Raw genomic sequence first — 20,569 nt, 5'->3', positions numbered from 1 at the left:
ATCAGGATTGGCCTTGACGCAGCTGCTCGAAGAAGCAGACGGCGGCGCAGGCGGCCACGTTCAGCGACTCGATCTGGCCCAGGTGCGGGATCACCACCTGGTGCGTCGCCATCGACAGCAGGTCGTCGGCCACGCCCTGCCCTTCATGGCCGAACAGCCAGGCGACCGGCTGGCGCAGGTCGACGTCGTACAGCTGCCTTGTGGCGTAGCCGCTGGTGGCCAGCGTGGTCACCTTGGCGTTCGACACCAGCGCGGCCAGGTCGACGTTTTCAAAGATGTCGAGCACGAAGTGCGCGCCCATCGCCGCCCGCAGCACTTTCGGCGACCAGCAAAAAGCCGTGCCGGCGCTGCAATACACCTGCGTGATGCCGGCGGCGGCCGCGCTGCGCAGGATCGAGCCGACATTGCCGGGGTCCTGCAGGTTATCGAGCAGCACCGCCGACACCGTCAGCGGCGCCGTCACGGCACGCTCGGGCGTCTCGATCAAAAACATCACGCCCACGCCATGCTCGACCTGGCTGACGGCGTTGTACAGCGCGTCCGGCAAACCCAGCACATGGGCGCGCTGGCTTTCCAGCTGGCCGACGATCTCCATCACTTCCGGATTGCGCAAGGCGCTTTCGCTGACGATGCACTGCTCGGGCAGGCCGCGCAGCTGCAAATAGGACTGGCACAGATGGACGCCGTCGAGCAGGGTGCGGCCCGACTTGCGGCGCGCCTGCGAGCTGCCAGCCAGTTTCAACAGATCCTTGTATTGCGCGTTGTCGCGCGAGGTGATGGTCTTCATGCGGCCAGCTCCTGGCCGCCGAACAGTGCGATCACATTGCGCACCGGCGCAAACGAGCGGCGGTGCACCGGCGAGGCGCCATGCAGATGCAGGCGTTCGATGTGCAATTTGGTGCCATAGCCCTTGTGCTGGTCGAAGCAGTATTCAGGATACTGCGCATGCAGCCGCACCAGCGCCGCGTCACGGGCCGTCTTGGCCAGGATCGAGGCGGCCGAGATCGAGTCGACCTTATCGTCGCCACCGATGATGGCCATGCCGCGGATCGGCATGACCGGGCAGCGGTTGCCGTCGATCAGGGCCAGGGTCGGCACGGTCGCCAGTGCTTCGACGGCGCGGCGCATGGCCAGCATCGACGCCTGCAAAATGTTCAGGCGGTCGATTTCTTCTTCCGACGCTTCGGCAATCGCCCAGGCCAGCGCCCTGGCGCGGATCTGCGGCGCCAGCAGGTCGCGTTTGGCTTCGGAGAGCTTTTTCGAGTCGCGCAAGCCGTCGATGGGCTGGTTCGGGTCGAGGATCACGGCGGCGGCGAAGACCGGGCCGGCGAGCGGGCCGCGCCCTGCCTCGTCGACGCCGCAGATGATTTCGTCCAGAGAGAATGGCAAGTCGTCAAACAGGCCGGGATAGCTATTTTTCACGTTGAATCTTTTTCAGTTACTTCTTGTTGGCGGCGATCACCTGCATCACCGCGTTGGCGCTGTCGCGCGCGCTGTCCCGCAGCAGGCTGTGGTGCATGTCGGTAAAGCGCTGCACCAGGCGCAAGCGGCCGGGGATGTCGCTCAGCTGCCGCCACACGGCCTCGGCCAGCGCTTCGGGGCTGGCGGCGTTCTGCAGCAGTTCCGGCACCAGGTAGTCGCGCGCCAGGATATTGGGCAGGCCGATCCACGGCTGGTAGCCCATGTGGCGCATGATTTCCCACGAGGCGCGCATCATTTTATAGGCGATCACCATCGGCTTTTTGTACAGCGCCACTTCCAGCGAGGCCGTGCCAGACGCCACCAGCACCGCGTCGGCGGCGCAGATGGCCGTGTGCGAGCCGCCGTCCGTCAGCAGGATCTCGACCTCCTGCAAGCCGGCTTCCTTGACCAGTTGCAGGAAATACTGGCGCTGCTTTTCGCCGGCCATCGGCGCGACAAAGCGCAGCGAACGGTCGCGCGCCAGCAGCAGCTTGCAGGCCGACACAAACGCCACCGTATTGTATTTGAGTTCGCCCATGCGGCTGCCCGGCATCAGGGTCACCACATTGGCGTCTTCCGGCAAGCCAAGCACTCTGCGCGCGGCCGCTTCATCGGGCTGCAAGGGAATCATTTCGGCCAGCGGATGGCCGACATAGGTCACCGGCACGCCCGCCTTGCGGTAGATCTCTCGCTCGAACGGAAAGATCACCAGCATGTGCGAGACCGCCTTGATGATCTTCTTGATGCGCCCGCCGCGCCAGGCCCAGATCTGCGGCCCGATGTAATGCACGGTGGGGATGCCGGCCGCTTTCAGCTGCTGTTCCAGCCCCAGGTTGAAGCCGGGGTAATCGGCGCCGATGAACACTGCCGGGCGCTCGGCGATCAGCTGGTCGCGCAGCGCGTTCTGGATGCCCTTGATCTCGCGGTAGCGGGGAATGATCTCGAACAGGCCGCGCACCGTCAGCTTGTCCAGCGGCCAGTCGGACACAAAGCCTTGGGCCGCCATATGTTCGCCGCCGATGCCGTGAAAGCGCGCGCCGGGCAGCTGCGGCGCCAGGCCCGACAGCAGCCGGCTGGCCAGCAGGTCGCCCGACACCTCGCCGGCCACCATGGCCACCGAGAGCTTATCGGACGATGCCACGCGAGGCCACGCCTAAAAATTCGCGCATGGCGCGGATATGTTCTGCCACTTCCGGCGCGGAACCCTGCTCTTCTTCGAACAGCGCCGCCTTCGATTCTTCCAGCGTCAGGCCCGAGCGGTAGATCAGTTTATAGGCGGTGCGGATGCCGTTGATCTGCTCGCGCGTGAAGCCGCGGCGCTTGAGGCCTTCGATATTGACGCCGTGCGCCGCCGCCGGATTGCCGTTCAACAGCACGAATGGCGGCACGTCCTGGGTCAGGCTGGTGCTCATGCCGACAAAGGCGTGCGCGCCGATCTTGCAGAACTGGTGGACGTTGGCAAAACCGCTCATGATGACCCAGTCGCCGATCTCCACGTGGCCCGCCAGCTGGGCATTGTTGGAGAAAATCGTGTTGCTCCCCACCTGGCAGTCGTGCGCCAGGTGCACATAGGCCGAGATCCAGTTGTCATTGCCCAGGCGCGTCACGCCGCCGCCCTGCACCGTGCCGGTGTTGAAGGTGCAGAATTCGCGGATGGTGTTGCGGTCGCCAATTTCCAGGCGGGTCGCCTCGCCCGCCCATTTTTTATCCTGTGGCTGTGCGCCGATCGAGGAAAACTGGAACAGATGATTGTCCGCGCCGATGGTGGTATGACCCTCGATCACCACATGCGGACCGACCCTGGTGCCGGCGCCGATGCGCACATCAGGGCCGATGATGGTGTACGGACCCACTTCGACCGAGCTGTCGAGCTCGGCCTTCGGGTCGATCACCGCGGTGGAGTGAATGGACCCCATATTACTGCCCCGCTGGCTGGCTCGCGTCCTGCGAACTGCGGATGGTGCACATCAGTTCCGCTTCCAGCGCGACCTTGCCGTCGACCGTGCCGACCGCCTTGTATTTCCAGATACCGCGCGACACGCGCAGGATTTCGACGTCCATCTTCAGCTGGTCGCCCGGCTCCACCGGACGCTTGAAGCGCGCGTTGTCGATGCCGACGAAATACACCACCGAATTCTCATCGGGCTTGACGCCCATCGTCAGGAACGACAGCAAGGCGGCCGTTTGCGCCAGCGCTTCGATCATCAGGACGCCCGGCATCACCGGCTTGTGCGGGAAGTGGCCCTGGAAGAATTCTTCGTTGACGGTCACGTTCTTGATGGCGGTGATGGTCTTGCCCGATTCCCAGGTCAGCACGCGGTCCACCAGCAGCAGCGGATAGCGGTGCGGCAGCAGCGATTTGATGGCCAGGATGTCGAGGGTCTTGTTTTCAGTAGTCGTCATTTTTCGTCTTGCTTGGTCAGTGTTTTAATGGTTTTTTCCAGCGCGCGGATCTTCTCGCGCATGCTGGTGAGATTGCGCACGATGGCCGCGCTTTTTTCCCAGTCGGCGTTTTTCGCCAGCGGGTAAAAGCCGGTGTACTGGCCGGGTTCCGCGATCGAGCGCGAGACCATGCTGCCCGAGCCCACGTGAACCCGGTCGGCGATCGTCAGGTGGCCCAGCACCATGGCGGCGCCGCCGAAGGTGCAGTACTTGCCGATCACGGCGCTGCCGGCCACACCGACGCAGCCAGCCATGGCGGTGTGCGCACCGATATGGCAGTTGTGGCCGATCTGGATCTGGTTGTCCAGCTTGACGCCGTCTTCGATAATCGTGTCGGCCAGCGCGCCACGGTCGATGGTGGTATTGGCGCCGATATCGACATCGTCGCCGATCACCACCCTGCCCGTTTGCGGGATCTTGATATACACGCCGGCTTCGTTGGCAAAGCCGAAGCCGTCGGTGCCGATCACGGCGCCCGAATGGATGATGCCGCGCGCGCCGATCACGCAGTCCGCATGGAAGGTGACGTTGGCGAACAACCGGGTGCCGGCGCCGATGACGGCGTCACGGCCGATCACGCAGCCAGGACCGATCACGCAGCCGGGGCCAATCACCGCGCCCGCTTCGATCACGGCGCGCGCGCCGATGGAAGCGGTCGGATCGATCTGTGCGGAGGCGTCGACGATGGCGCTGGCATGGACGCCCAGCGGCGCCTTGACCTCGGTCAGGGCGGCGAAAAACTGCGCCGCGCGGGCGAAATACACGTAAGGATTCGGTGTGACGATGCGCGCGCCGGCGTAGTCGCCGTTGATCAGCGCGTCATCGGCCGGCGTGAGTATCAGCGCCGCGGCGCCACTGCTGGCGGCCTGCGCGCGGAATTTGCTATTGCTGAGAAAGCTGATGTGCGAAGCGCCGGCGTCGGCCAGCGGTGCGATGCCTGTCACTTCCAGGTTGGCATCGCCCGCCAGTTGTCCACCGAAGCGTTCGACCAATTCACCTAGTCGAGTGCCCATCTATAAAACCCCTATAAAAACGCCTGCCATTGCCTACTGCGCGGCGCGGTTTGCGGTCTCCGATGCTCACTGCCTCGGGCGGCCCCGTGCATGCGCACAGCTCCGCGTCTCAACCACAACTCACATCCGCTCGCTACGGCAATGTCAGGCGTAAAACCGTTCTATTATTTGTCCAGCGCCTTGAGTACCTTGTCGGTAATGTCAATGCGCGGGCTGGCCCACAGGGCTTCCTGCAGCACGATGTCATAGCCTTCGACATGCGCCATCTGCTGGATGATGGTATTGGCTTTTTCCGCGATGGCGCTGCGCTCTTCGTTGGTGCGCTGGTTCAGGTCCTCGCGGAACTCGCGCTGGCGGCGCTGCAGCTCCTTGTCCAGCTCGAAAAATTCGCGCTGGCGCTTGGCTCGGTCGGCCTCGCTCAGGGTCGGCATGTCGCGCTCGAGCGCTTCATTGGCCACCTTGAAGCGGGCGCCCAGCTCCTGCACCGCTTTTTCGCGCGAGCGGAACTCTTCGGCCAGCTTGGCGCTGGCCAGTTTCGCCAGTTTCGACTCGTTATAAATACGTTCGCTGCTGATCCAGGCGATCTTCGATTCCTGGGCCAGTGCGTGCACCGGCAACAGCGAACTCCAGCACAATGCGATTGCGGCAAGAGACTTGGGCAGGGTGGCGGATGCGGTATTCATGATACTCCATGGTCAAAATGTGTAAGCTGGCGCCCCATGCGGATGCCGGTCAGAAACCGGTACCCATCTGGAACTGGAAACGCTCCAGGCGGTCGGTCGGCTTGGCATTCAACGGCTTGGCGTAGCTCAGCTTGAGCGGGCCGACCGGTGAAATCCAGCTGATCCCCAGACCGGCAGAATAGCGCAATTGCGAGATGCGCATCTTTTCGCCTTCCTGGTAAACCTGCCCGCCGTCAAGGAAACCGAACCAGCGCAAGCTGCGGTCATTGCCCGAACCGGGGAATGGCATCTGCAATTCGGCGTTGGCGATCAGGCGCGAGGCACCGCCCACGGCATCGTTGGTGCTCGGTTCGACCGCACCCAGCGACGAGCTCAGGTAGCCGCGCACCGAACCGATGCCGCCGCCGTAGAAGTTCTTGAAGACCGGGTACACGTGGTTGCCGATGCCGTGGCCGTAATCAAGCTCGCCCTTCAGTGCCAGCGTGACCTTGCTGAACAGCGGACGGAAATACTGGTGCTCATAAATGGCGCGGAAGTATTTCTGGTCGCCGATCAGGTCGGCCTCCAGGTTGACGCGCTGGTAGCGGCCGATCGACGGCGTCAATGCGCTGTCGCGGCTGTCGCGCTGCCAGGCCGCCGTCAGCGGGATCGAGTTGGTGGTAGCCGAACCGATGCCGTCCGACGGGCCGCCATTGTCGATCACATACTGACGGAAGCGCAGCGGGCTGGTCGAGTCGGTTTCGATCTGCGAGCGCTCGGCGCCGATACCGAAGAAGATGGTGTCGACTTCCGAGAACGGCACGCCGTAGCTGACGCGGCCACCGGTCTGCTTGATCTTGTAGCTGCCGATGTTCAGCGCCGGCGGTTCGGTGGTGCGCAGGTAGATTTCGAAGCTGCGCGAAATGCCGTCATCCGTGTAGTACGGATTGGTCTGCGAGAACGCGATGGTGCGGCTGTAATGACTGGTATTGAGTTCGATGCCGACCGTGTTGCCGCTACCGGCAAAGTTGGCCTGCGAAATCGATGCCGACAGGGTGAATTTTTCCGATTGCGAGAACGCGCCGCCGATCAGGAAGTTACCGGTCGGTTTTTCCACCACCGTCACGTTGACGTCGACCTGGTCGGACGTGCCCTGCGCTTCCGGCGTATCGATGGTCACGTCCTTGAAGTAGCCGAGGCGGTCGACACGGTCACGCGACAGCTTGATCTTGTTGCTGTCGTACCAGGACGATTCGAACTGGCGGAATTCGCGGCGGATCACTTCGTCGCGGGTGGTGGTATTGCCGGCGATATTCATGTGGCGCACGTAGACGCGCTTGCCCGGATCGATGAAGAAGGTGAAGCCCACTTCATGCTTGTCGCGGTTGATTTCCGGATTGGCGTTGACGTTGGCAAACGCGTAGCCGAAGGTGGCCAGGCGGTCCTGGATGCGCTTGTTGGTGGCCGTCAGGCGCGCGCCCGAATAGATCTGGCCTTCGCGCATCAGGTTCAGCGCTTTCAGTTCTTCTTCGCGGCCGAACATCTCGCCTTCGAACTTGCTGCCGGTGACGGTGTACTTCTCGCCTTCGGTGATATTGATGGTCAGGTAGATGTCTTTTTTATCGGGCGTGATCGACACTTGCGTCGAGTCGACCTGCATCTCGATATAGCCGCGGTCCAGGTAGTAGGACTTGAGCGACTCGATGTCGCCGGTCAGCTTGGTCTTCGAATACTGGTCGGCCTTGGTGTACCAGCTGAACCAGCCGCCCGTGTTCAGGGCCAGCTGTTCGCGCAGTTCCTTGTCGCTAAAGGCCTTGTTGCCGACGATATTGATCTGCTTGATGCGGGCCACGTCGCCCTCGTCGACGGCGAACACCACGTTGACGCGGTTGCGCTCGATCGGCGTGACGGTGGTGGTGATCTTCACGCCATACAGGCCGTGCGACAGATACTGGCGCTTGAGTTCCTGTTCGGCGCGGTCGACCGAGGCCTTGTCGAAAATCTTCGCCTCGCCGACGCCGATTTCCTTCAATGCCTTGACCAGCACGTCTTTTTCAAATTCCTTGGTGCCCGTGAACTCCACCGCCGCAATCGCCGGACGCTCCTCGACCAGCACCACCAGCACATCGCCGTCGGCTTCCAGGCGCACATCCTTGAACATGCTCGTGGCGTACAGGGCCTTGATGGCGGCGATACTTTTCTCGTCGGTGAAGGTTTCGCCGACTTTGACCGGCAGGTATGCAAACACGGTGCCCGCTTCGGTGCGCTGGATCCCTTCGACCCGGATGTCCTTGACAACGAACGGAGCGACAGCGAGCGCATGGCCGGAGCAGAGTGCCAGGACGGCGGCGCCGATCAGGCTGCGGCGAAAGGAAGGCAAGGCAATACGAGCAGAATGTAATTTCATTGGCTAATCAATGGATAAATCAGTGGACAACATGCACAAAAGATTGCTTGTGCGACTCACGCAATGGCAGAAACAGTGGCATTAGTTGAGCAGCCGCAGCACGTCATTGAAGACGGCAAGCACCATCAAGGTCAGCAACAGACCGAGCCCCAGGCGCTGGGCAATCTCGCCTACGCGTTCCGGCAAGGGGCGTCCGGTCAAAACTTCCAGCGAATAATACAGCAAATGCCCGCCATCCAGAACAGGAATGGGTAGCAAATTCATCACGCCCAGACTGATACTGATGAAGGCGATGAAGCTCAGGTAGCTCACCAGGCCGATGCGCGCCGTCTGGCCCGCATAGTCGGCGATGGTGATCGGCCCCGTCACGTTCTTCAGCGAGACCTCGCCGGTGACCATCTTGCCGAGCATTTTCAAGCTCATGATGCTGGTATCCCAGACCTTCGCGGCACCCTTGCCGACCGCTTGCAACGGCCCGGAGGCGACGACGATCATATCCGGCGTCAAAGCGATCTCGGCCTTGATCTTACCAACTGTTACAGCTGCCTGGGCGCCCTTGCCCGCCTCGCCTTCCGGCGTGACCGGCACCGTGAGGTCCTGGCCGTGGCGGCGCAGCAGCACTTGCAAGGTCTTGCCTGGCGAATGTATCAGCGTTTCGATCACGGCGATACCGTCCGTCATCGGCTTGTCGTCGATGGCGAGTATCAGGTCGCCCGGCTGCAAGCCGGCCCGTTCGGCGGCGCCGCCCGGCATGATTTTGCCCAACACCGGTGCCGGACGCGCCAGCACCAGGCCAAGCTTGCCCAGCACATCGCCTTCCAGGTCCAGCCCGGCCAGTACGGACGCTTGGATGGTGGCTTCCTGCACGCCACGGTCGGGACGGCGCACTTCGATGCGCGCGGGCTCCTTGTCGAGCGCGGCCTGCATCAGTTCCCAGCGCAATTCGCTCCAGCTGGCCACGTCCCTGCCATTGACGCAGTGTACCGTATCACCGGTGCGCAGGCCCGCGAGATAGGCGCTGCTCTGCTCGGCGACGACGCCGATCTTGCTCGACGGCTCTTCGATGCCATGCATGAACAAGCCCGCGTACAGCACGATGGCGACCAGGAAATTGGCCAGCGGGCCGGCGGCGATGATGGCCATGCGGCGCCATACGCTCTGGCGCGTGAATTCGCGCGCCATGTCGTCCTGCGTCAGCACGCCCGTGTCGGGGTCGCGGCTGTCGAGCATTTTCACGTAGCCGCCCAGGGGCAGCGCGGAGATCGCCCATTCGGTCTGGTCCTTGCCGAACTTGCGCGAATACACGACCTTGCCCATGCCGACCGAAAAACGCAGCACTTTCACGCCGCACAGGCGCGCCACCAGGTAGTGGCCCAACTCGTGCAAGGTGACCAGCGAGCCGAGTGCGACGATAAACGCCAGCAGCGTCGTGATCAGCGTCATGCCGCCAGCCTGCCGGCAATGTAGGCCTGGGCGCAGGCGCGCGCCAGGCGGTCCTGCTCCAGCACCGTGTCGATGCTGGATGCGGCGCCGTGCGGCACGGTCTCGATCACGTGCGCCACCACCTTGTCGATCTGGCGGAAACCGATGCGCAGGTCGAGGAAGGCTTGCACCGCCACTTCATTGGCGGCATTGAGCAGGGCCGGCGCGGTGCCGCCCGCGCGCAGCGCGTCGTAGGCCAGCTGCAGGCAGGGAAAGCGCAGCATGTCGGCCCGCTCGAACTGCAAAGTCGCCACTTGCGCCAGGTCCAGCTGCGCCACGCCGGAATCGATGCGCTCGGGCCAGGCCAGCGCATTGGCGATCGGCGTGCGCATGTCGGGGTTACCCAATTGCGCCAGCACCGAACCGTCGACATACGAGACCATCGAATGGATCACGCTTTGCGGGTGGATCAGCACCTCGATCCGGTCGGCCGGCGCGCCGAACAGCCAGTGCGCCTCGATCACTTCCAGGCCCTTGTTCATCATGGTGGCCGAATCGACCGAAATCTTGCGTCCCATCACCCACTTAGGATGCGCGCACGCCTGGTCCGGCGTCACGCTGCCGAGCGACTCGACGTCACGCGTCAGGAACGGGCCACCGGACGCGGTCAGCACGATCTTCGCCACGCCGGCCACCTGCGGCACGCGGCCGTAGTTGTGCGGCAGGCACTGGAAAATGGCGTTGTGCTCGCTGTCGATCGGCAGCAATACGGCGCCGTTTTCCTGCACCGCATCCATGAACAGCTGGCCCGACATCACCAGCGCTTCCTTGTTGGCCAATAAAACCTTCTTGCCGGCGCGGGCCGCCGCCAGGGTCGGCGCCAGGCCGGCCGCGCCGACGATGGCCGCCATCACGCTGGTCACCTGCGGCGCGCTGGCAATCGCGCACAGCGCCTCGACGCCGTGGTCCACTTCGGTCGCGACGCCCGCCTCAACCAGCAGGCGGCGCAACTCCTGCGCCGCCTCCGGCGTGCCGACCACGGCGCGCTGGGGGCGAAACCGCACACACTGCGCAGCCAGTTCGGCTACCTTGCCGTGGGCCGACAGCGCATACACGCTGTACTGTTCGGGATGACGGGCGAGCACGTCCAGCGTGGAGACGCCGATCGAACCGGTCGCCCCAAGTATGGTGATGTATTGCATTGAGAGTAATTCCTTATAGCCAGCTGCCTACCAGGGCGGCAAATGGCAAGACGGGGATCAGCGCATCGATACGATCGAGCACGCCGCCATGGCCGGGCAGCAGGTTGCTGCTGTCCTTGATGCCGGCGCGGCGCTTGAGCTGGGATTCGAACAGGTCGCCGACGATGCTCGCTGCCACCAGCACCAGCAGCACCAGCAAGGCCATCGGCCAGCCGCGGCGCAATTGCAACTGCACCGCAAAGGTATCCTGCAGCCACGGCGCCGACGGCGCGGCAAGGATCGTGATGGCGGCGATCACCAGCACGGCGATACCGCCGCCGATCGCGCCTTCCCAGGACTTGCCGGGAGAGATGCTGGGCGCCAGCTTGCGCTTGCCGAAGGCCTTGCCGGAGAAATAGGCGCCGATATCGGCGATCCACACCAGCGCCATCACCGACAGCAGGTACAGCGGACTATGAAACTTGAATAAGGCCACGATGGCGACAAAGCAACCGACGATGGTCACCGCATACACCAGGCTGAGCAAGGTGTTGCCCAGGCCTTCGGGCGGCGGCAGGCCGGTCGCCAGCGAGGGCACGAAACGGATCAGCCAGATGGCCACGCACAGCGCGTACCAGAAATTGAGCTGGGCCATGCCATTGCTGAAGAAGAAGGTGTAGGCAAAGGCGGCCGTCCAGACGCCGGCAATCAGCAGCGCCTGGCGATTTTTGAAAATGCGGAAGCTTTCCCAGACGGCAGCGCCGAAGAACGCCGTGGCGATCACGGCGAAGGCGGGGAAATAATTCAGATACAGAACCGGCAGCAAGACCGCCAACAAGACCAGGGCGGTGATTATCCGTGTTTTCAGCATCAGTTTGTCTTTTCGGTTAGTTGCGCGCTGGTACGGCCAAAGCGCCGTTCGCGCTGCTGGTAAGACGCGATTGCCGCGTCGAGGCTGTCGACATTGAAGTCCGGCCAGAAGGTTTCAGTGAAAAACAACTCAGTGTACGCCAGTTGCCACAGCAGGAAATTGGAAATGCGCTGCTCGCCGCCGGTGCGGATGAACAGGTCGGGCTCGGGCGCGTAGGCCATGGCCAGGTGCGGCGCCAGCTGCTCTTCGGTATAAGCGTGTTCTTGCGACAAGCCATTCGCGGCGGCCTCAGCCGTCATTTTGTTGACAGCCTGCATGATGTCCCAGCGGCCGCCATAGTTGGCGCAGATGGTCACGGTCAGCCGGCTATTGCCGGCGGTCTTGCGCTCGGCGTTGGCCACCAGTTCCTGCAGCTGCGCGTTGAAGCGCGACATGTCGCCCACGACTTTCAGGCGGATATCGTTGGCGTGCATGCGTACCACTTCGCGTTCCAGCATGGTGACGAACAGGCGCATCAGCATCGACACTTCCTCTTCGGGGCGGCGCCAGTTTTCCGAGCTGAAGGCGAACAGGGTCAGGTATTCGACGCCACGGTCGAGACATGCTTCCACCACGTTGCGCACGGCGTCCGCGCCCTTGACGTGGCCAGCCACGCGCGGCAGGAAGCGCTTGGTTGCCCAACGACCATTGCCATCCATAATGATTGCCAGATGGCGCGGCACGCAGCCCACGTCCGGTACCGCCGTTGTCGAACTCGAATAGATCATGAAAACAATAATACCAAATGAAAAGATCGCTATTATGCGCCAAATGGCACTGCCCGGGATAGCGCAGCCGTCCCGGGCAGTGTGGGCTTACCTGAAAAACTAGACGGTCAGCACTTCTTTTTCTTTGTCGACCACCATCTTGTCGATGTCGGCGATAAATTTGTCCGTCAGTTTCTGCACTTCATCGGACGAACGGCGCTCGTCGTCTTCGGAGCAAGCCTTGTCCTTGACCAGTTTTTTCAGCGATTCATTGGCATCGCGGCGAATATTGCGCACGGCAATCTTCGCGTCTTCCGCTTCGCTCTTGACCAGCTTGACCATTTCCTTGCGGCGCTCTTCCGTCAGCGGTGGCGTCGGTACGCGGATCATGTCGCCCTGTGCCGAAGGATTGAGGCCCAGGTCGGCGTCACGAATGGCTTTTTCGATGGTGTTGGCCATCTTCTTTTCATACGGCTGCACGCCGATGGTGCGCGCGTCGACCAGGGTCACGTTGGCAACCTGGGTCAGCGCCGTCGGCGAACCGTAGTACTCGACCATCACGTGATCCAGGATACCCGTATGGGCGCGGCCGGTACGCACCTTGGCCAGGTCGGCCTTCAGTGTTTCCAGCGACTTCGCCATGCGTTCCTGGGTGTTCTTTTTAACGTCAGCTAAGGACATTCCTGTACTCCTTGTCTTGTGGTGGCGCCTGTCAAAACCTGCTGCGCGTCGGTATAGGCAGCCTGCGATGCTCACCGTACTTCAGTACGGTTGCGCTTCTCGGCCACCTCTCCCTTCCGCTCGCGACGGTTTTGTCAGGCGTTGTTAATGATAATGAATTCAAAAATTACAGCTAACTTATACGTGAACCAGAGTACCTTCGTCCTCGCCCATGATGACGCGCATCAGTGCGCCTGGTTTCGTGATCGAGAAAACTTTAATTGGCAGCTTCTGGTCGCGGCACAGGGCGAAGGCGGTGGCGTCCATCACTTGCAGGTGCTTGGAGATGGCGTCGTCGAAACTGATCGTGTGGTACAGCGTGGCGTTCGGATCCTTCTGCGGATCGGCCGTGTAGACACCGTCCACCTTGGTGGCCTTCAAGACGATCTCGGCGCTCATCTCGGCACCGCGCAGGGCCGCGGCCGTGTCGGTGGTGAAAAACGGGTTGCCGGTACCGGCGGCGAAGACCACGACCTTGCCTTCTTCCAGGTATTGCAGCGCTTTCGGGCGCACGTACGGCTCGACCACCTGCTCGATGCCGATGGCGGACATGACGCGCGCGGTGATGCCGACGTGGCGCATGGCATCGGCCAGCGCCAGTGCGTTCATCACGGTGGCCAGCATGCCCATGTAGTCGGCGGTGGCACGGTCCATGCCTTGCGCGCCCGGGGCGACGCCGCGGAAGATATTGCCGCCGCCAATCACGATTGCCAGTTCCACGCCCAACTTGGCCACCTCGGCCACATCGGCCACCGTGCGCTCGATCGTGGCGCGATTGATGCCGTAAGGATCATCACCCATCAGGGATTCACCGGACAACTTCAGAAGGACACGTTTGTAGGCTGGTTTTGACATGAGCTGGGGCTCCATAAATGAGGTTATTCGAGTATGACATGGCACAGCGCCTTGCAGCGCCGGATAGGCGGGAGGACGCTGCCCATGCCGCCGCCCGGCATGCTCTGCTGCGGGCGGGCCAAAAAAACGGGCCTCTCGGCCCGCTTTGATTACGCTCCCTGGGAGGCAGCCATCTGTGCTGCGACTTCCGCTGCGAAGTCGTCCTGCTTCTTCTCGATGCCCTCGCCGACCACGTACATGGCGAATGCCTTGACGCTGGTATCAGCGGCTTTCAGCATTTGCTCAACCGACAGCTTGTCGTTTTTCACGAAAGCCTGGTTCAGCAGCGATACTTCTTTCAGGTACTTCTGTACCGAGCCTTCCAGGCGCTTGGCCAGGATTTCCGGCGATTGCGCTGGCTTGCCTTCGGCGGCCGCTTTGGCTGCATCTTCTTCGGCTTTCAGTTTTGCAACCGAACGCTCTTTTTCGATCAGTTCCGCAGGAACTTGTTCCGACGACAGCGATACCGGTTTCATGGCAGCGATGTGCATCGCCACGTCCTTGCCCACTTGCTCATCGGCGCCGTCGAATTCGACGATCACGCCAATGCGTGAGCCGTGCAGGTAGGAAGCCAGCTTGGCGCTGGTTTCGAAACGCTGGAAGCGGCGGATGGTCATGTTTTCGCCGATTTTGCCGATCAGGGCGGCGCGCACTTCGTCCAGGGTCTTGCCATCGAGTGGCAGGGCCAGCAGGGCAGCGACGTCGGCCGGGTTGTTTTCAGCGACCAGGCGGGCGGCATTGTTTGCCAGCGCCAGGAAGTCGTCGTTTTTCGCAACGAAGTCGGTTTCCGAGTTCACTTCAACCAGGGCACCCACGCCGTTGGCGATAAAGGTTGCCACGACGCCTTCGGCGGTGATGCGTGCCGATGCTTTCGATGCCTTGCCGCCCAGTTTGACGCGCAGGATCTCTTCCGCACGGGCCATGTCGCCTTCGGCTTCGGTCAGTGCTTTTTTGCATTCCATCATTGGTGCGTCGGTCTTGCCGCGCAATTCGCCTACCATCGCTGCTGTAATCGCTGCCATGTGTTTCTCCTGATTCGGTGAGTCGAGAGCGGCGGCGCGAACTTGCGTCCCGGCGCCTGCCACCATCGTTTTTTGTTAAAAAAAAGGGGGAGCTGCTGCCACCCCTTTTCCATTACTGCTGAGCTTTACAAACCGCTACCCGAGGGTAGCGTGGCATCAAGCCTGTTCGTTGACTTCGACGAATTCGTCGCCAGCAGCGGCTTTAACCATTTCAACCACTTCGTTACCGGCAGCTGCACGGCCTTCGATGATTGCATCAGCAACACCGCGAGCGTACAACATGATGGCTTTCGAGGAGTCATCGTTACCTGGGATAACGAAGTTCACGCCTTCTGGCGAGTGGTTGGTATCGACCACGCCGATAACCGGGATGCCCAGTTTTGCGGCTTCGGTGATCGCGCCTTTATGGTAGCCAACGTCAACGACGAAGATTGCGTCAGGAACGCCGCCCATGTCCTTGATGCCGCCGATCGATTTTTGCAGCTTGATCATTTCGCGCGAGAACATCAGCGCTTCTTTTTTCGACAGCTTTTCGATCGAACCGTCTTCAACCATCGCTTCCATGTCCTTCAGGCGCTTGATCGAGGTCTTGATCGTCTTGAAGTTGGTCAGCATGCCGCCCAACCAGCGTTGATCAACGAAAGGCACGCCAGCGCGTTGTGCTTCAGCAGCGATGATTTCGCGGGCTTGACGCTTGGTGCCAACCATCAGGATGGTGCCACGGTTTGCAGCCAGTTGACGCACGTGCTTCATTGCGTCCTGGTACATCGCCATGGTTTTTTCCAGGTTGATGATGTGGATCTTGTTGCGATGACCGAAGATGAACGGTGCCATTTTTGGATTCCAAAAACGGGTTTGGTGACCAAAGTGGACACCGGCTTCCAGCATTTCGCGCATTGTTACGGACATTATTAACTCCAGGGTTGGGTCTGGAATCCGATCAGTCACCATACAGGCACCCTTGTCGACCGGATTCGCGTGTTTATATAAATTAAAGTCAGCCCAGCTACAGGCCGCTTGTTGCATTGCCAGAAAGAGAATTCAAGCAACCCGGGATTCTACACTGAAACGCCCCGCACATCAAGGGCGCCGTACAAATGGAACGCCCCATGAGCAAAGCCCGCCGGGCGAACCTGGCGGGCTTTGCTCAAACTGTCATGTCAGGCTCCTGGCGGAGCGTGGCATCAGAACGACTGATTGTAGCGAACGTAGACGAAACGGTCGATAGGCACGTCTGGGTCCACCACGCTGCTCGACGCCTGGCCGCGGCGAACGATGCGTGGCTCTTTGTCGAACACGTTAGTTGAAGCCGAAATCGACGCCTTCGGTTTCCAGCTTGATTGGTAGCAGCATCGCCGTTGACCGAATCGCAAATATCGAGGTAGTCGACGAACGACTGCGAACCGCCACCGAAGGTGTCACCCAGCGACGGAGCGCGCAAGCCCTCTGCCCAGGTGCCGCGTACCAGCAGGTCGTTGACCGGCTTCCACATCACGCCGACCTTGCTGTTGGTGGTCGAGCCGAAGTTGCTGTAGTCCGAATAGCGCGATGCAAGATCGAGCGACAGGTACTCGGCCAGGAACACGTCCTTCAGCACTGAAATATTTGCTTCGAGGTAAGCCTCGCGCACCGAGTAGTTGCCGTACCATGGTTTTCTTCAGGATAATATTGACCACGCCGGCGATTGCGTCCGAGCCGTAGATCGAGGAAGCGCCGTCCTTCAGGATTTCGATCCGCCCGACCATCGAGATCGGAATGGTCGAGATGTCGGTGTAGCCGTCAACCGATGGGGTCCAGCGCTTGCCGTCGACCAGCACCAGCAGGCGGTTCGCGCCCAGATTGCGCATGTCGATTCAATGTTGCAAAAAACTAAATTCAACAAAGAAACAACACTTTCTTCACGGTGAAATATTTCAATTTCCAGGGCAAAAGAACGTTGTTATTCTTTAATACAGGAGTGCATGCCATTCTTCGGTGCAATGGCGTCGCCGCCGCATGGCGCAATGCGCTTTTCCGGTGCATTTATCGTTAAAACTCCGCAAATACCAGCCACGCCAGTGCCGGCCGCAAAAAACATGGCCAATGCTCAGGAAAAAAACGGTTTATTTCGTTTGCCTGTTTTCCCTGGCGCACCAATCTGGCGCATTTCGCCATCGACTCCTTTCCCACTCTGAAAGCGCCGCCGCGCATCGCTACCGCCTCGTTTATAATTTCGGCATATTTGCAGATTTTTTTTGTCCGACAGGACTGTTCTGCGCTTTTTCACCGAATATCTTGCAGATTGCGATACCCATCATGTCCACCATCCGTATCAACTCCGCCGCCGACATCGAAGGCATGCGCGTCGCCGGCAAACTGGGCGCCGAAGTGCTCGACTACATCACGCCGTTCGTGAAGGTCGGCGTCACCACCGGCGAACTGGACCGCCTGTGCCATGAATACATGGTCAACGTGCAGGGCACCATCCCTGCCCCGCTCAATTACTGCCCGCCCGGCTACACCCCCTATCCGAAGGCCATTTGCACTTCCGTCAACGACGTGATATGCCATGGCATTCCCGGCGACAAAGTGCTCAAAAGCGGCGACTCGGTCAATCTCGACATCACCGTCATCAAGGATGGCTACCACGGCGACAACAGCCGCATGTTCCTGCTCGGCACGCCGACCATCCTCGCCAAGCGTCTGGCGGAAATCACCTATGAATGCATGTGGCTGGGAATCGACCAGATCAAGCCGGGTGCGCACCTGGGCGATATCGGCCATGCGATCCAGCAGCACGCGGAAAAAGCCGGCTACAGCGTGGTGCGCGAATTTTGCGGCCACGGCATCGGCACGGTGTTCCATGAAGAGCCGCAGGTCCTGCACTACGGCAAGCCGGGCACCCTGGAACGCCTGGAAGCGGGCATGATCTTCACGGTCGAGCCGATGATCAATGCCGGCCGCCGCGAAATCCGCGAAATGAACGACGGCTGGACCATCAAGACGCGCGACCGCAGCCTGTCGGCGCAATGGGAACACACGGTGCTGGTGACGGAAACCGGCTACGAAATCCTGACCGTGTCGCCGCAGATGCCGCCGCCACCGGCCTTTATCCAGCAAAAAGCCTGATTTTCAACCCGCAGCCGCAGCAGCCACCCCAGGGTACCGATGAAAAAGCATGTACGCGAAGAGCTCAAGCAGCAACTGAAAGCCGACCGCCAGGTCGTCATCACCGCCTTCCAGGCCGACGGCAAGCCTGAAAAACTGCTGCGCAACCTGCGCCAGAGCGTCGACGGCGTGCTGGCGCGCGCCTGGGAAGAAGCGGCCCTGCCGCCCGGCACGGCGCTGGTCGGAGTGGGCGGCTACGGCCGCGGCGAACTGTTTCCGTATTCCGACATCGACCTGCTAATCCTGCTCGAACACGCGCCCGATGCGCCCACCACGGAAAAGCTGGAAGAGCTGGTGCAGCTGCTGTGGGACCTGGGACTGGAAATCGGCCACAGCATCCGCACGGTCGACGAGTGCCTGAGCGAAGCCAGGGCCGACATCACGGTGCAGACCAGCCTGCTCGAAGCGCGCCTGGTGTGCGGCAACGAGACGCTGTTCACGCAACTGCAGGACCGCTATGCGGCGGCAATGGACCCGCAGGCGTTTTTCCAGGCCAAGACGGCGGAAATGCGCCAGCGCCACGCCAAGTACGAAGACACGGCCTTCAGCCTGGAGCCCAATTGCAAGGAAAGCCCGGGTGGCCTGCGCGATTTGCAAGTGATCTTGTGGGTCGCCAAGGCGGCCGGCCTGGCCAATTCCTGGCGCACCCTGGCCACCAGCGGGCTGATCACGCTGACGGAAGCGCGCCAGCTGATGGAAAAGGAGCGCGCCTTCAAGGATATCCGCGTGCGCCTGCACCTGCACGCCGGGCGGCGCGAAGACCGCCTGGTGTTCGACGTGCAGACGGCGATCGCCGAATCGCTGGGCTTGCAGGCGACCGGCAGCGGTCCGCACATGCGCCGCGCCAGCGAATTCCTGATGCAGCGCTATTACTGGGCCGCCAAGACGGTCACGCAACTCAATACCATCTTGCTGCAGAACATAGAGGCGCGGCTGTTCCCGCAAGACGACGTGGCCGTCGCCATCAATCCCCGTTTCAATGAAGTCAACAGCCTGATCGACATCAGCGCCGACGACACCTTCGAACGCTATCCGTCGGCGATGCTGGAAATCTTTGTCCTGATGACGGAACGCCCGGCCCTGAAGGGCATGACCTCGCGCGCCACCCGCGCGCTGTGGCACGCCCGCTTCAAGATCGACGCGCAATTCCGCCATGACCCGGCCAACCGCGCCCTGTTCCTGCGCATCATGAAAGCGCCGGTGGGCATCATCCATGCGCTGCGGCGCATGAACGAGATGAGCATCCTCGGGCGCTACCTGCCGAACTTTCGCCGCATCGTCGGCCAGATGCAGCATGACCTGTTCCATGTGTACACGGTCGACCAGCATATCCTGATGGTGGTGCGCAACATGCGCCGCTTCACGATGAGCGAACACGCGCACGAATACCCGTATTGCAGCCAGCTGATGGCCGATTTTTCGCAGCCCTGGCTGCTGTACGTGGCGGCCCTGTTCCACGATATCGCCAAGGGCCGCGGCGGCGACCACTCGAAACTGGGCGTGGCCGACGCCACCCAGTTCTGCGAAGAGCACTGCATGTCGGCGGAAGACACGGAACTGGTGGCCTTCCTGGTGGAAAACCATTTGAGCATGTCGCAAGTGGCGCAAAAGCAGGATTTGTCCGATCCCGACGTGATCGAAGCGTTCGCCAAGGTGGTCAGGGACGAGCGCCACCTGACGGCGCTGTATCTGCTGACGGTGGCCGACATCCGCGGCACCAGCCCGAAAGTATGGAACGCCTGGAAAGGCAAGCTGCTGGAAGACCTGTACAAGGTCACCCTGCGCGTGCTGGGGGGCGAGCCGCATTCGGCCGACCGCGAACTGAAGAACCGCCAGCAGGAAGCGCTGTCGACCCTGCGCCTGTACGGCCTGCCGCCGGACGCGCACAAGAAACTCTGGCAGCAGCTCGACGTGGCGTATTTTTTGCGCCACGACGCGTCCGACATCGCCTGGCAGACGCGTTCGCTGTACGACAAGCTCGACAGCAAACTGCCGGTGGTAAAATGCCGCCTCGCGCCGATCGGCGAAGGCCTGCAGGTGGCCGTGTATGTGCCCGACCAGCCCGACTTGTTCGCGCGCATCTGCAGCTATTTCGACCGCAAGAACTTCAGCATTCTCGACGCCAAGATCCATACGACGAAGAACGGCTATGCGCTCGACACCTTCCTCGTGACGGAGCAGAGTTTTGCCAAGAGCTACCGCGACATCATCAGCCTGATAGAGCATGAACTGGGCGAACTGCTGCTGTCGCAGGCGCCGCTGCCGCCGCCCGGCAAGGGACGGCTGTCGCGCCTGTCGCGCACCTTTCCGTTCCAGCCGACGGTCGATTTGCGGCCCGACGAACGGGGCCAGTACTACCTGCTGTCGGTGGCCGCCAACGACCGCACGGGCCTGCTGTATTCGATCGCCAATGTGCTGACCAAATACCGCGTCAACCTGCACACGGCCAAGATCATGACCCTCGGCGAGCGGGTCGAAGATGTGTTCCTGGTCGATGGCCCGGCGCTGAACAATGCCCGTAACCAGATCTTGCTGGAAACCGATTTACTCGACGCGCTGAAAGTGTAAACCTGTGCGCGTC

General features: G+C 61.5%; 20 protein-coding genes and 1 pseudogene. 3 read left to right on the top strand and 18 right to left on the bottom strand.

What is annotated here, in order from left to right:
• Position 1: 1 nt before the first annotated feature.
• The 18 genes and pseudogenes from Q8L25_RS17130 to Q8L25_RS17045 form a co-directional block, all read right to left on the bottom strand.
• Entirely contained in the window at positions 2 to 787 is a 786-nt protein-coding gene (locus Q8L25_RS17130; RefSeq protein ID WP_308920510.1) for an RNA methyltransferase, read from the bottom strand.
• Positions 784 to 1,422 carry a ribonuclease HII gene (rnhB, locus tag Q8L25_RS17125; protein ID WP_308920509.1) on the bottom strand — a complete coding sequence of 213 codons (639 nt, stop codon included), beginning with the start codon at positions 1,420 to 1,422 and terminating at the stop codon, positions 784 to 786. Before rnhB ends, Q8L25_RS17130 begins: the two co-directional genes overlap by 4 nt.
• A 16-nt stretch (positions 1,423 to 1,438) precedes the next feature.
• Positions 1,439 to 2,572, bottom strand: a complete 1,134-nt coding sequence (gene lpxB / locus Q8L25_RS17120; protein ID WP_308925745.1) for a lipid-A-disaccharide synthase — start codon at positions 2,570 to 2,572, stop codon at positions 1,439 to 1,441.
• Between the two features lie 13 nt (positions 2,573 to 2,585).
• Complete coding sequence (gene lpxA, locus Q8L25_RS17115) at positions 2,586 to 3,377, bottom strand: acyl-ACP--UDP-N-acetylglucosamine O-acyltransferase (RefSeq protein ID WP_308920508.1); 792 nt, start codon at positions 3,375 to 3,377, stop codon at positions 2,586 to 2,588.
• Between the two features lies 1 nt (position 3,378).
• Positions 3,379 to 3,864 (bottom strand): 3-hydroxyacyl-ACP dehydratase FabZ, encoded by a 486-nt coding sequence (fabZ, locus tag Q8L25_RS17110; RefSeq protein WP_308920507.1) that lies wholly within the window; start codon positions 3,862 to 3,864, stop codon positions 3,379 to 3,381.
• The gene (gene lpxD / locus Q8L25_RS17105; protein ID WP_308920506.1) at positions 3,861 to 4,916 is read right to left on the bottom strand and encodes a UDP-3-O-(3-hydroxymyristoyl)glucosamine N-acyltransferase; all 1,056 of its coding nucleotides are present in this window, start codon (positions 4,914 to 4,916) and stop codon (positions 3,861 to 3,863) included. The genes fabZ and lpxD overlap by 4 nt, the downstream gene beginning before the upstream one ends.
• Before the next feature lie 164 nt (positions 4,917 to 5,080).
• A complete protein-coding gene (locus Q8L25_RS17100; RefSeq protein ID WP_308920505.1) occupies positions 5,081 to 5,599 on the bottom strand; it encodes an OmpH family outer membrane protein in 519 nt (172 codons plus the stop codon).
• Between the two features lie 49 nt (positions 5,600 to 5,648).
• A complete protein-coding gene (gene bamA, locus Q8L25_RS17095; protein ID WP_308920504.1) occupies positions 5,649 to 7,985 on the bottom strand; it encodes an outer membrane protein assembly factor BamA in 2,337 nt (778 codons plus the stop codon).
• An 81-nt stretch (positions 7,986 to 8,066) separates the two neighbouring features.
• Positions 8,067 to 9,428 carry an RIP metalloprotease RseP gene (gene rseP / locus Q8L25_RS17090; protein ID WP_308920503.1) on the bottom strand — a complete coding sequence of 454 codons (1,362 nt, stop codon included), beginning with the start codon at positions 9,426 to 9,428 and terminating at the stop codon, positions 8,067 to 8,069.
• Positions 9,425 to 10,609, bottom strand: coding sequence for a 1-deoxy-D-xylulose-5-phosphate reductoisomerase (gene ispC / locus Q8L25_RS17085; RefSeq protein ID WP_308920502.1), 1,185 nt, complete (start codon positions 10,607 to 10,609; stop codon positions 9,425 to 9,427). Before ispC ends, rseP begins: the two co-directional genes overlap by 4 nt.
• 13 nt (positions 10,610 to 10,622) lie before the next feature.
• Positions 10,623 to 11,459, bottom strand: coding sequence for a phosphatidate cytidylyltransferase (locus Q8L25_RS17080; protein ID WP_308920501.1), 837 nt, complete (start codon positions 11,457 to 11,459; stop codon positions 10,623 to 10,625).
• The gene (gene uppS / locus Q8L25_RS17075) at positions 11,459 to 12,226 is read right to left on the bottom strand and encodes a polyprenyl diphosphate synthase (protein WP_308920500.1); all 768 of its coding nucleotides are present in this window, start codon (positions 12,224 to 12,226) and stop codon (positions 11,459 to 11,461) included. The genes Q8L25_RS17080 and uppS overlap by 1 nt, the downstream gene beginning before the upstream one ends.
• Before the next feature lie 99 nt (positions 12,227 to 12,325).
• Positions 12,326 to 12,886 carry a ribosome recycling factor gene (gene frr, locus Q8L25_RS17070; protein ID WP_308920499.1) on the bottom strand — a complete coding sequence of 187 codons (561 nt, stop codon included), beginning with the start codon at positions 12,884 to 12,886 and terminating at the stop codon, positions 12,326 to 12,328.
• A gap of 177 nt (positions 12,887 to 13,063) precedes the next feature.
• Entirely contained in the window at positions 13,064 to 13,780 is a 717-nt protein-coding gene (gene pyrH / locus Q8L25_RS17065; protein ID WP_308920498.1) for a UMP kinase, read from the bottom strand.
• Positions 13,781 to 13,929: 149 nt separating this feature from the next.
• On the bottom strand, positions 13,930 to 14,841 hold the full coding sequence (gene tsf, locus Q8L25_RS17060) for a translation elongation factor Ts (RefSeq protein WP_308920497.1): 912 nt from the start codon (positions 14,839 to 14,841) through the stop codon (positions 13,930 to 13,932).
• Between the two features lie 156 nt (positions 14,842 to 14,997).
• Positions 14,998 to 15,750 (bottom strand): 30S ribosomal protein S2, encoded by a 753-nt coding sequence (rpsB, locus tag Q8L25_RS17055; RefSeq protein WP_086145236.1) that lies wholly within the window; start codon positions 15,748 to 15,750, stop codon positions 14,998 to 15,000.
• 238 nt (positions 15,751 to 15,988) lie between these two features.
• Complete coding sequence (locus Q8L25_RS17050) at positions 15,989 to 16,426, bottom strand: TonB-dependent receptor domain-containing protein (protein WP_308925744.1); 438 nt, start codon at positions 16,424 to 16,426, stop codon at positions 15,989 to 15,991.
• Positions 16,427 to 16,574: 148 nt separating this feature from the next.
• Positions 16,575 to 16,688: pseudogene (locus Q8L25_RS17045) on the bottom strand (hypothetical protein); the annotation flags it as partial.
• A gap of 114 nt (positions 16,689 to 16,802) precedes the next feature.
• Between Q8L25_RS17045 and Q8L25_RS17040 the strand changes: the two are divergent.
• From Q8L25_RS17040 to Q8L25_RS17030, 3 genes are all read left to right on the top strand, one after another.
• Positions 16,803 to 17,015, top strand: a complete 213-nt coding sequence (locus tag Q8L25_RS17040; protein ID WP_308920496.1) for a hypothetical protein — start codon at positions 16,803 to 16,805, stop codon at positions 17,013 to 17,015.
• A 121-nt stretch (positions 17,016 to 17,136) separates the two neighbouring features.
• Positions 17,137 to 17,949 (top strand): type I methionyl aminopeptidase, encoded by an 813-nt coding sequence (map, locus tag Q8L25_RS17035; protein WP_308920495.1) that lies wholly within the window; start codon positions 17,137 to 17,139, stop codon positions 17,947 to 17,949.
• 39 nt (positions 17,950 to 17,988) lie between these two features.
• Positions 17,989 to 20,556: a [protein-PII] uridylyltransferase gene (locus Q8L25_RS17030; protein WP_308920494.1), complete on the top strand. Its 2,568-nt coding sequence runs from the start codon at positions 17,989 to 17,991 to the stop codon at positions 20,554 to 20,556.
• Positions 20,557 to 20,569 lie beyond the last annotated feature (13 nt).

The sequence above is a fragment of the Janthinobacterium sp. J1-1 genome (genome assembly GCF_030944405.1).
GTDB lineage: Bacteria > Pseudomonadota > Gammaproteobacteria > Burkholderiales > Burkholderiaceae_D > Janthinobacterium.
Note: the sequence above shows the minus strand (reverse complement) of the source record. Positions and strands in the feature narration are given on the sequence as shown.

Excerpts from the sequence above, each read along its gene's own strand:
- tsf (WP_308920497.1), bottom strand. The coding sequence starts at position 14,841 with ATGGCAGCGATTACAGCAGCGATGGTAGGCGAATTGCGCGGCAAGACC.
- bamA (WP_308920504.1), bottom strand. The coding sequence starts at position 7,985 with ATGAAATTACATTCTGCTCGTATTGCCTTGCCTTCCTTTCGCCGCAGC.
- Q8L25_RS17100 (WP_308920505.1), bottom strand. The coding sequence starts at position 5,599 with ATGAATACCGCATCCGCCACCCTGCCCAAGTCTCTTGCCGCAATCGCA.
- lpxA (WP_308920508.1), bottom strand. The coding sequence starts at position 3,377 with ATGGGGTCCATTCACTCCACCGCGGTGATCGACCCGAAGGCCGAGCTC.
- Q8L25_RS17130 (WP_308920510.1), bottom strand. The coding sequence starts at position 787 with ATGAAGACCATCACCTCGCGCGACAACGCGCAATACAAGGATCTGTTG.
- rpsB (WP_086145236.1), bottom strand. The coding sequence starts at position 15,750 with ATGTCCGTAACAATGCGCGAAATGCTGGAAGCCGGTGTCCACTTTGGT.
- ispC (WP_308920502.1), bottom strand. The coding sequence starts at position 10,609 with ATGCAATACATCACCATACTTGGGGCGACCGGTTCGATCGGCGTCTCC.
- map (WP_308920495.1), top strand. The coding sequence starts at position 17,137 with ATGTCCACCATCCGTATCAACTCCGCCGCCGACATCGAAGGCATGCGC.
- Q8L25_RS17030 (WP_308920494.1), top strand. The coding sequence starts at position 17,989 with ATGAAAAAGCATGTACGCGAAGAGCTCAAGCAGCAACTGAAAGCCGAC.
- frr (WP_308920499.1), bottom strand. The coding sequence starts at position 12,886 with ATGTCCTTAGCTGACGTTAAAAAGAACACCCAGGAACGCATGGCGAAG.
- lpxD (WP_308920506.1), bottom strand. The coding sequence starts at position 4,916 with ATGGGCACTCGACTAGGTGAATTGGTCGAACGCTTCGGTGGACAACTG.
- lpxB (WP_308925745.1), bottom strand. The coding sequence starts at position 2,572 with ATGGTGGCCGGCGAGGTGTCGGGCGACCTGCTGGCCAGCCGGCTGCTG.
- Q8L25_RS17080 (WP_308920501.1), bottom strand. The coding sequence starts at position 11,459 with ATGCTGAAAACACGGATAATCACCGCCCTGGTCTTGTTGGCGGTCTTG.
- Q8L25_RS17040 (WP_308920496.1), top strand. The coding sequence starts at position 16,803 with ATGCCATTCTTCGGTGCAATGGCGTCGCCGCCGCATGGCGCAATGCGC.
- pyrH (WP_308920498.1), bottom strand. The coding sequence starts at position 13,780 with ATGTCAAAACCAGCCTACAAACGTGTCCTTCTGAAGTTGTCCGGTGAA.
- uppS (WP_308920500.1), bottom strand. The coding sequence starts at position 12,226 with ATGATCTATTCGAGTTCGACAACGGCGGTACCGGACGTGGGCTGCGTG.
- rseP (WP_308920503.1), bottom strand. The coding sequence starts at position 9,428 with ATGACGCTGATCACGACGCTGCTGGCGTTTATCGTCGCACTCGGCTCG.
- fabZ (WP_308920507.1), bottom strand. The coding sequence starts at position 3,864 with ATGACGACTACTGAAAACAAGACCCTCGACATCCTGGCCATCAAATCG.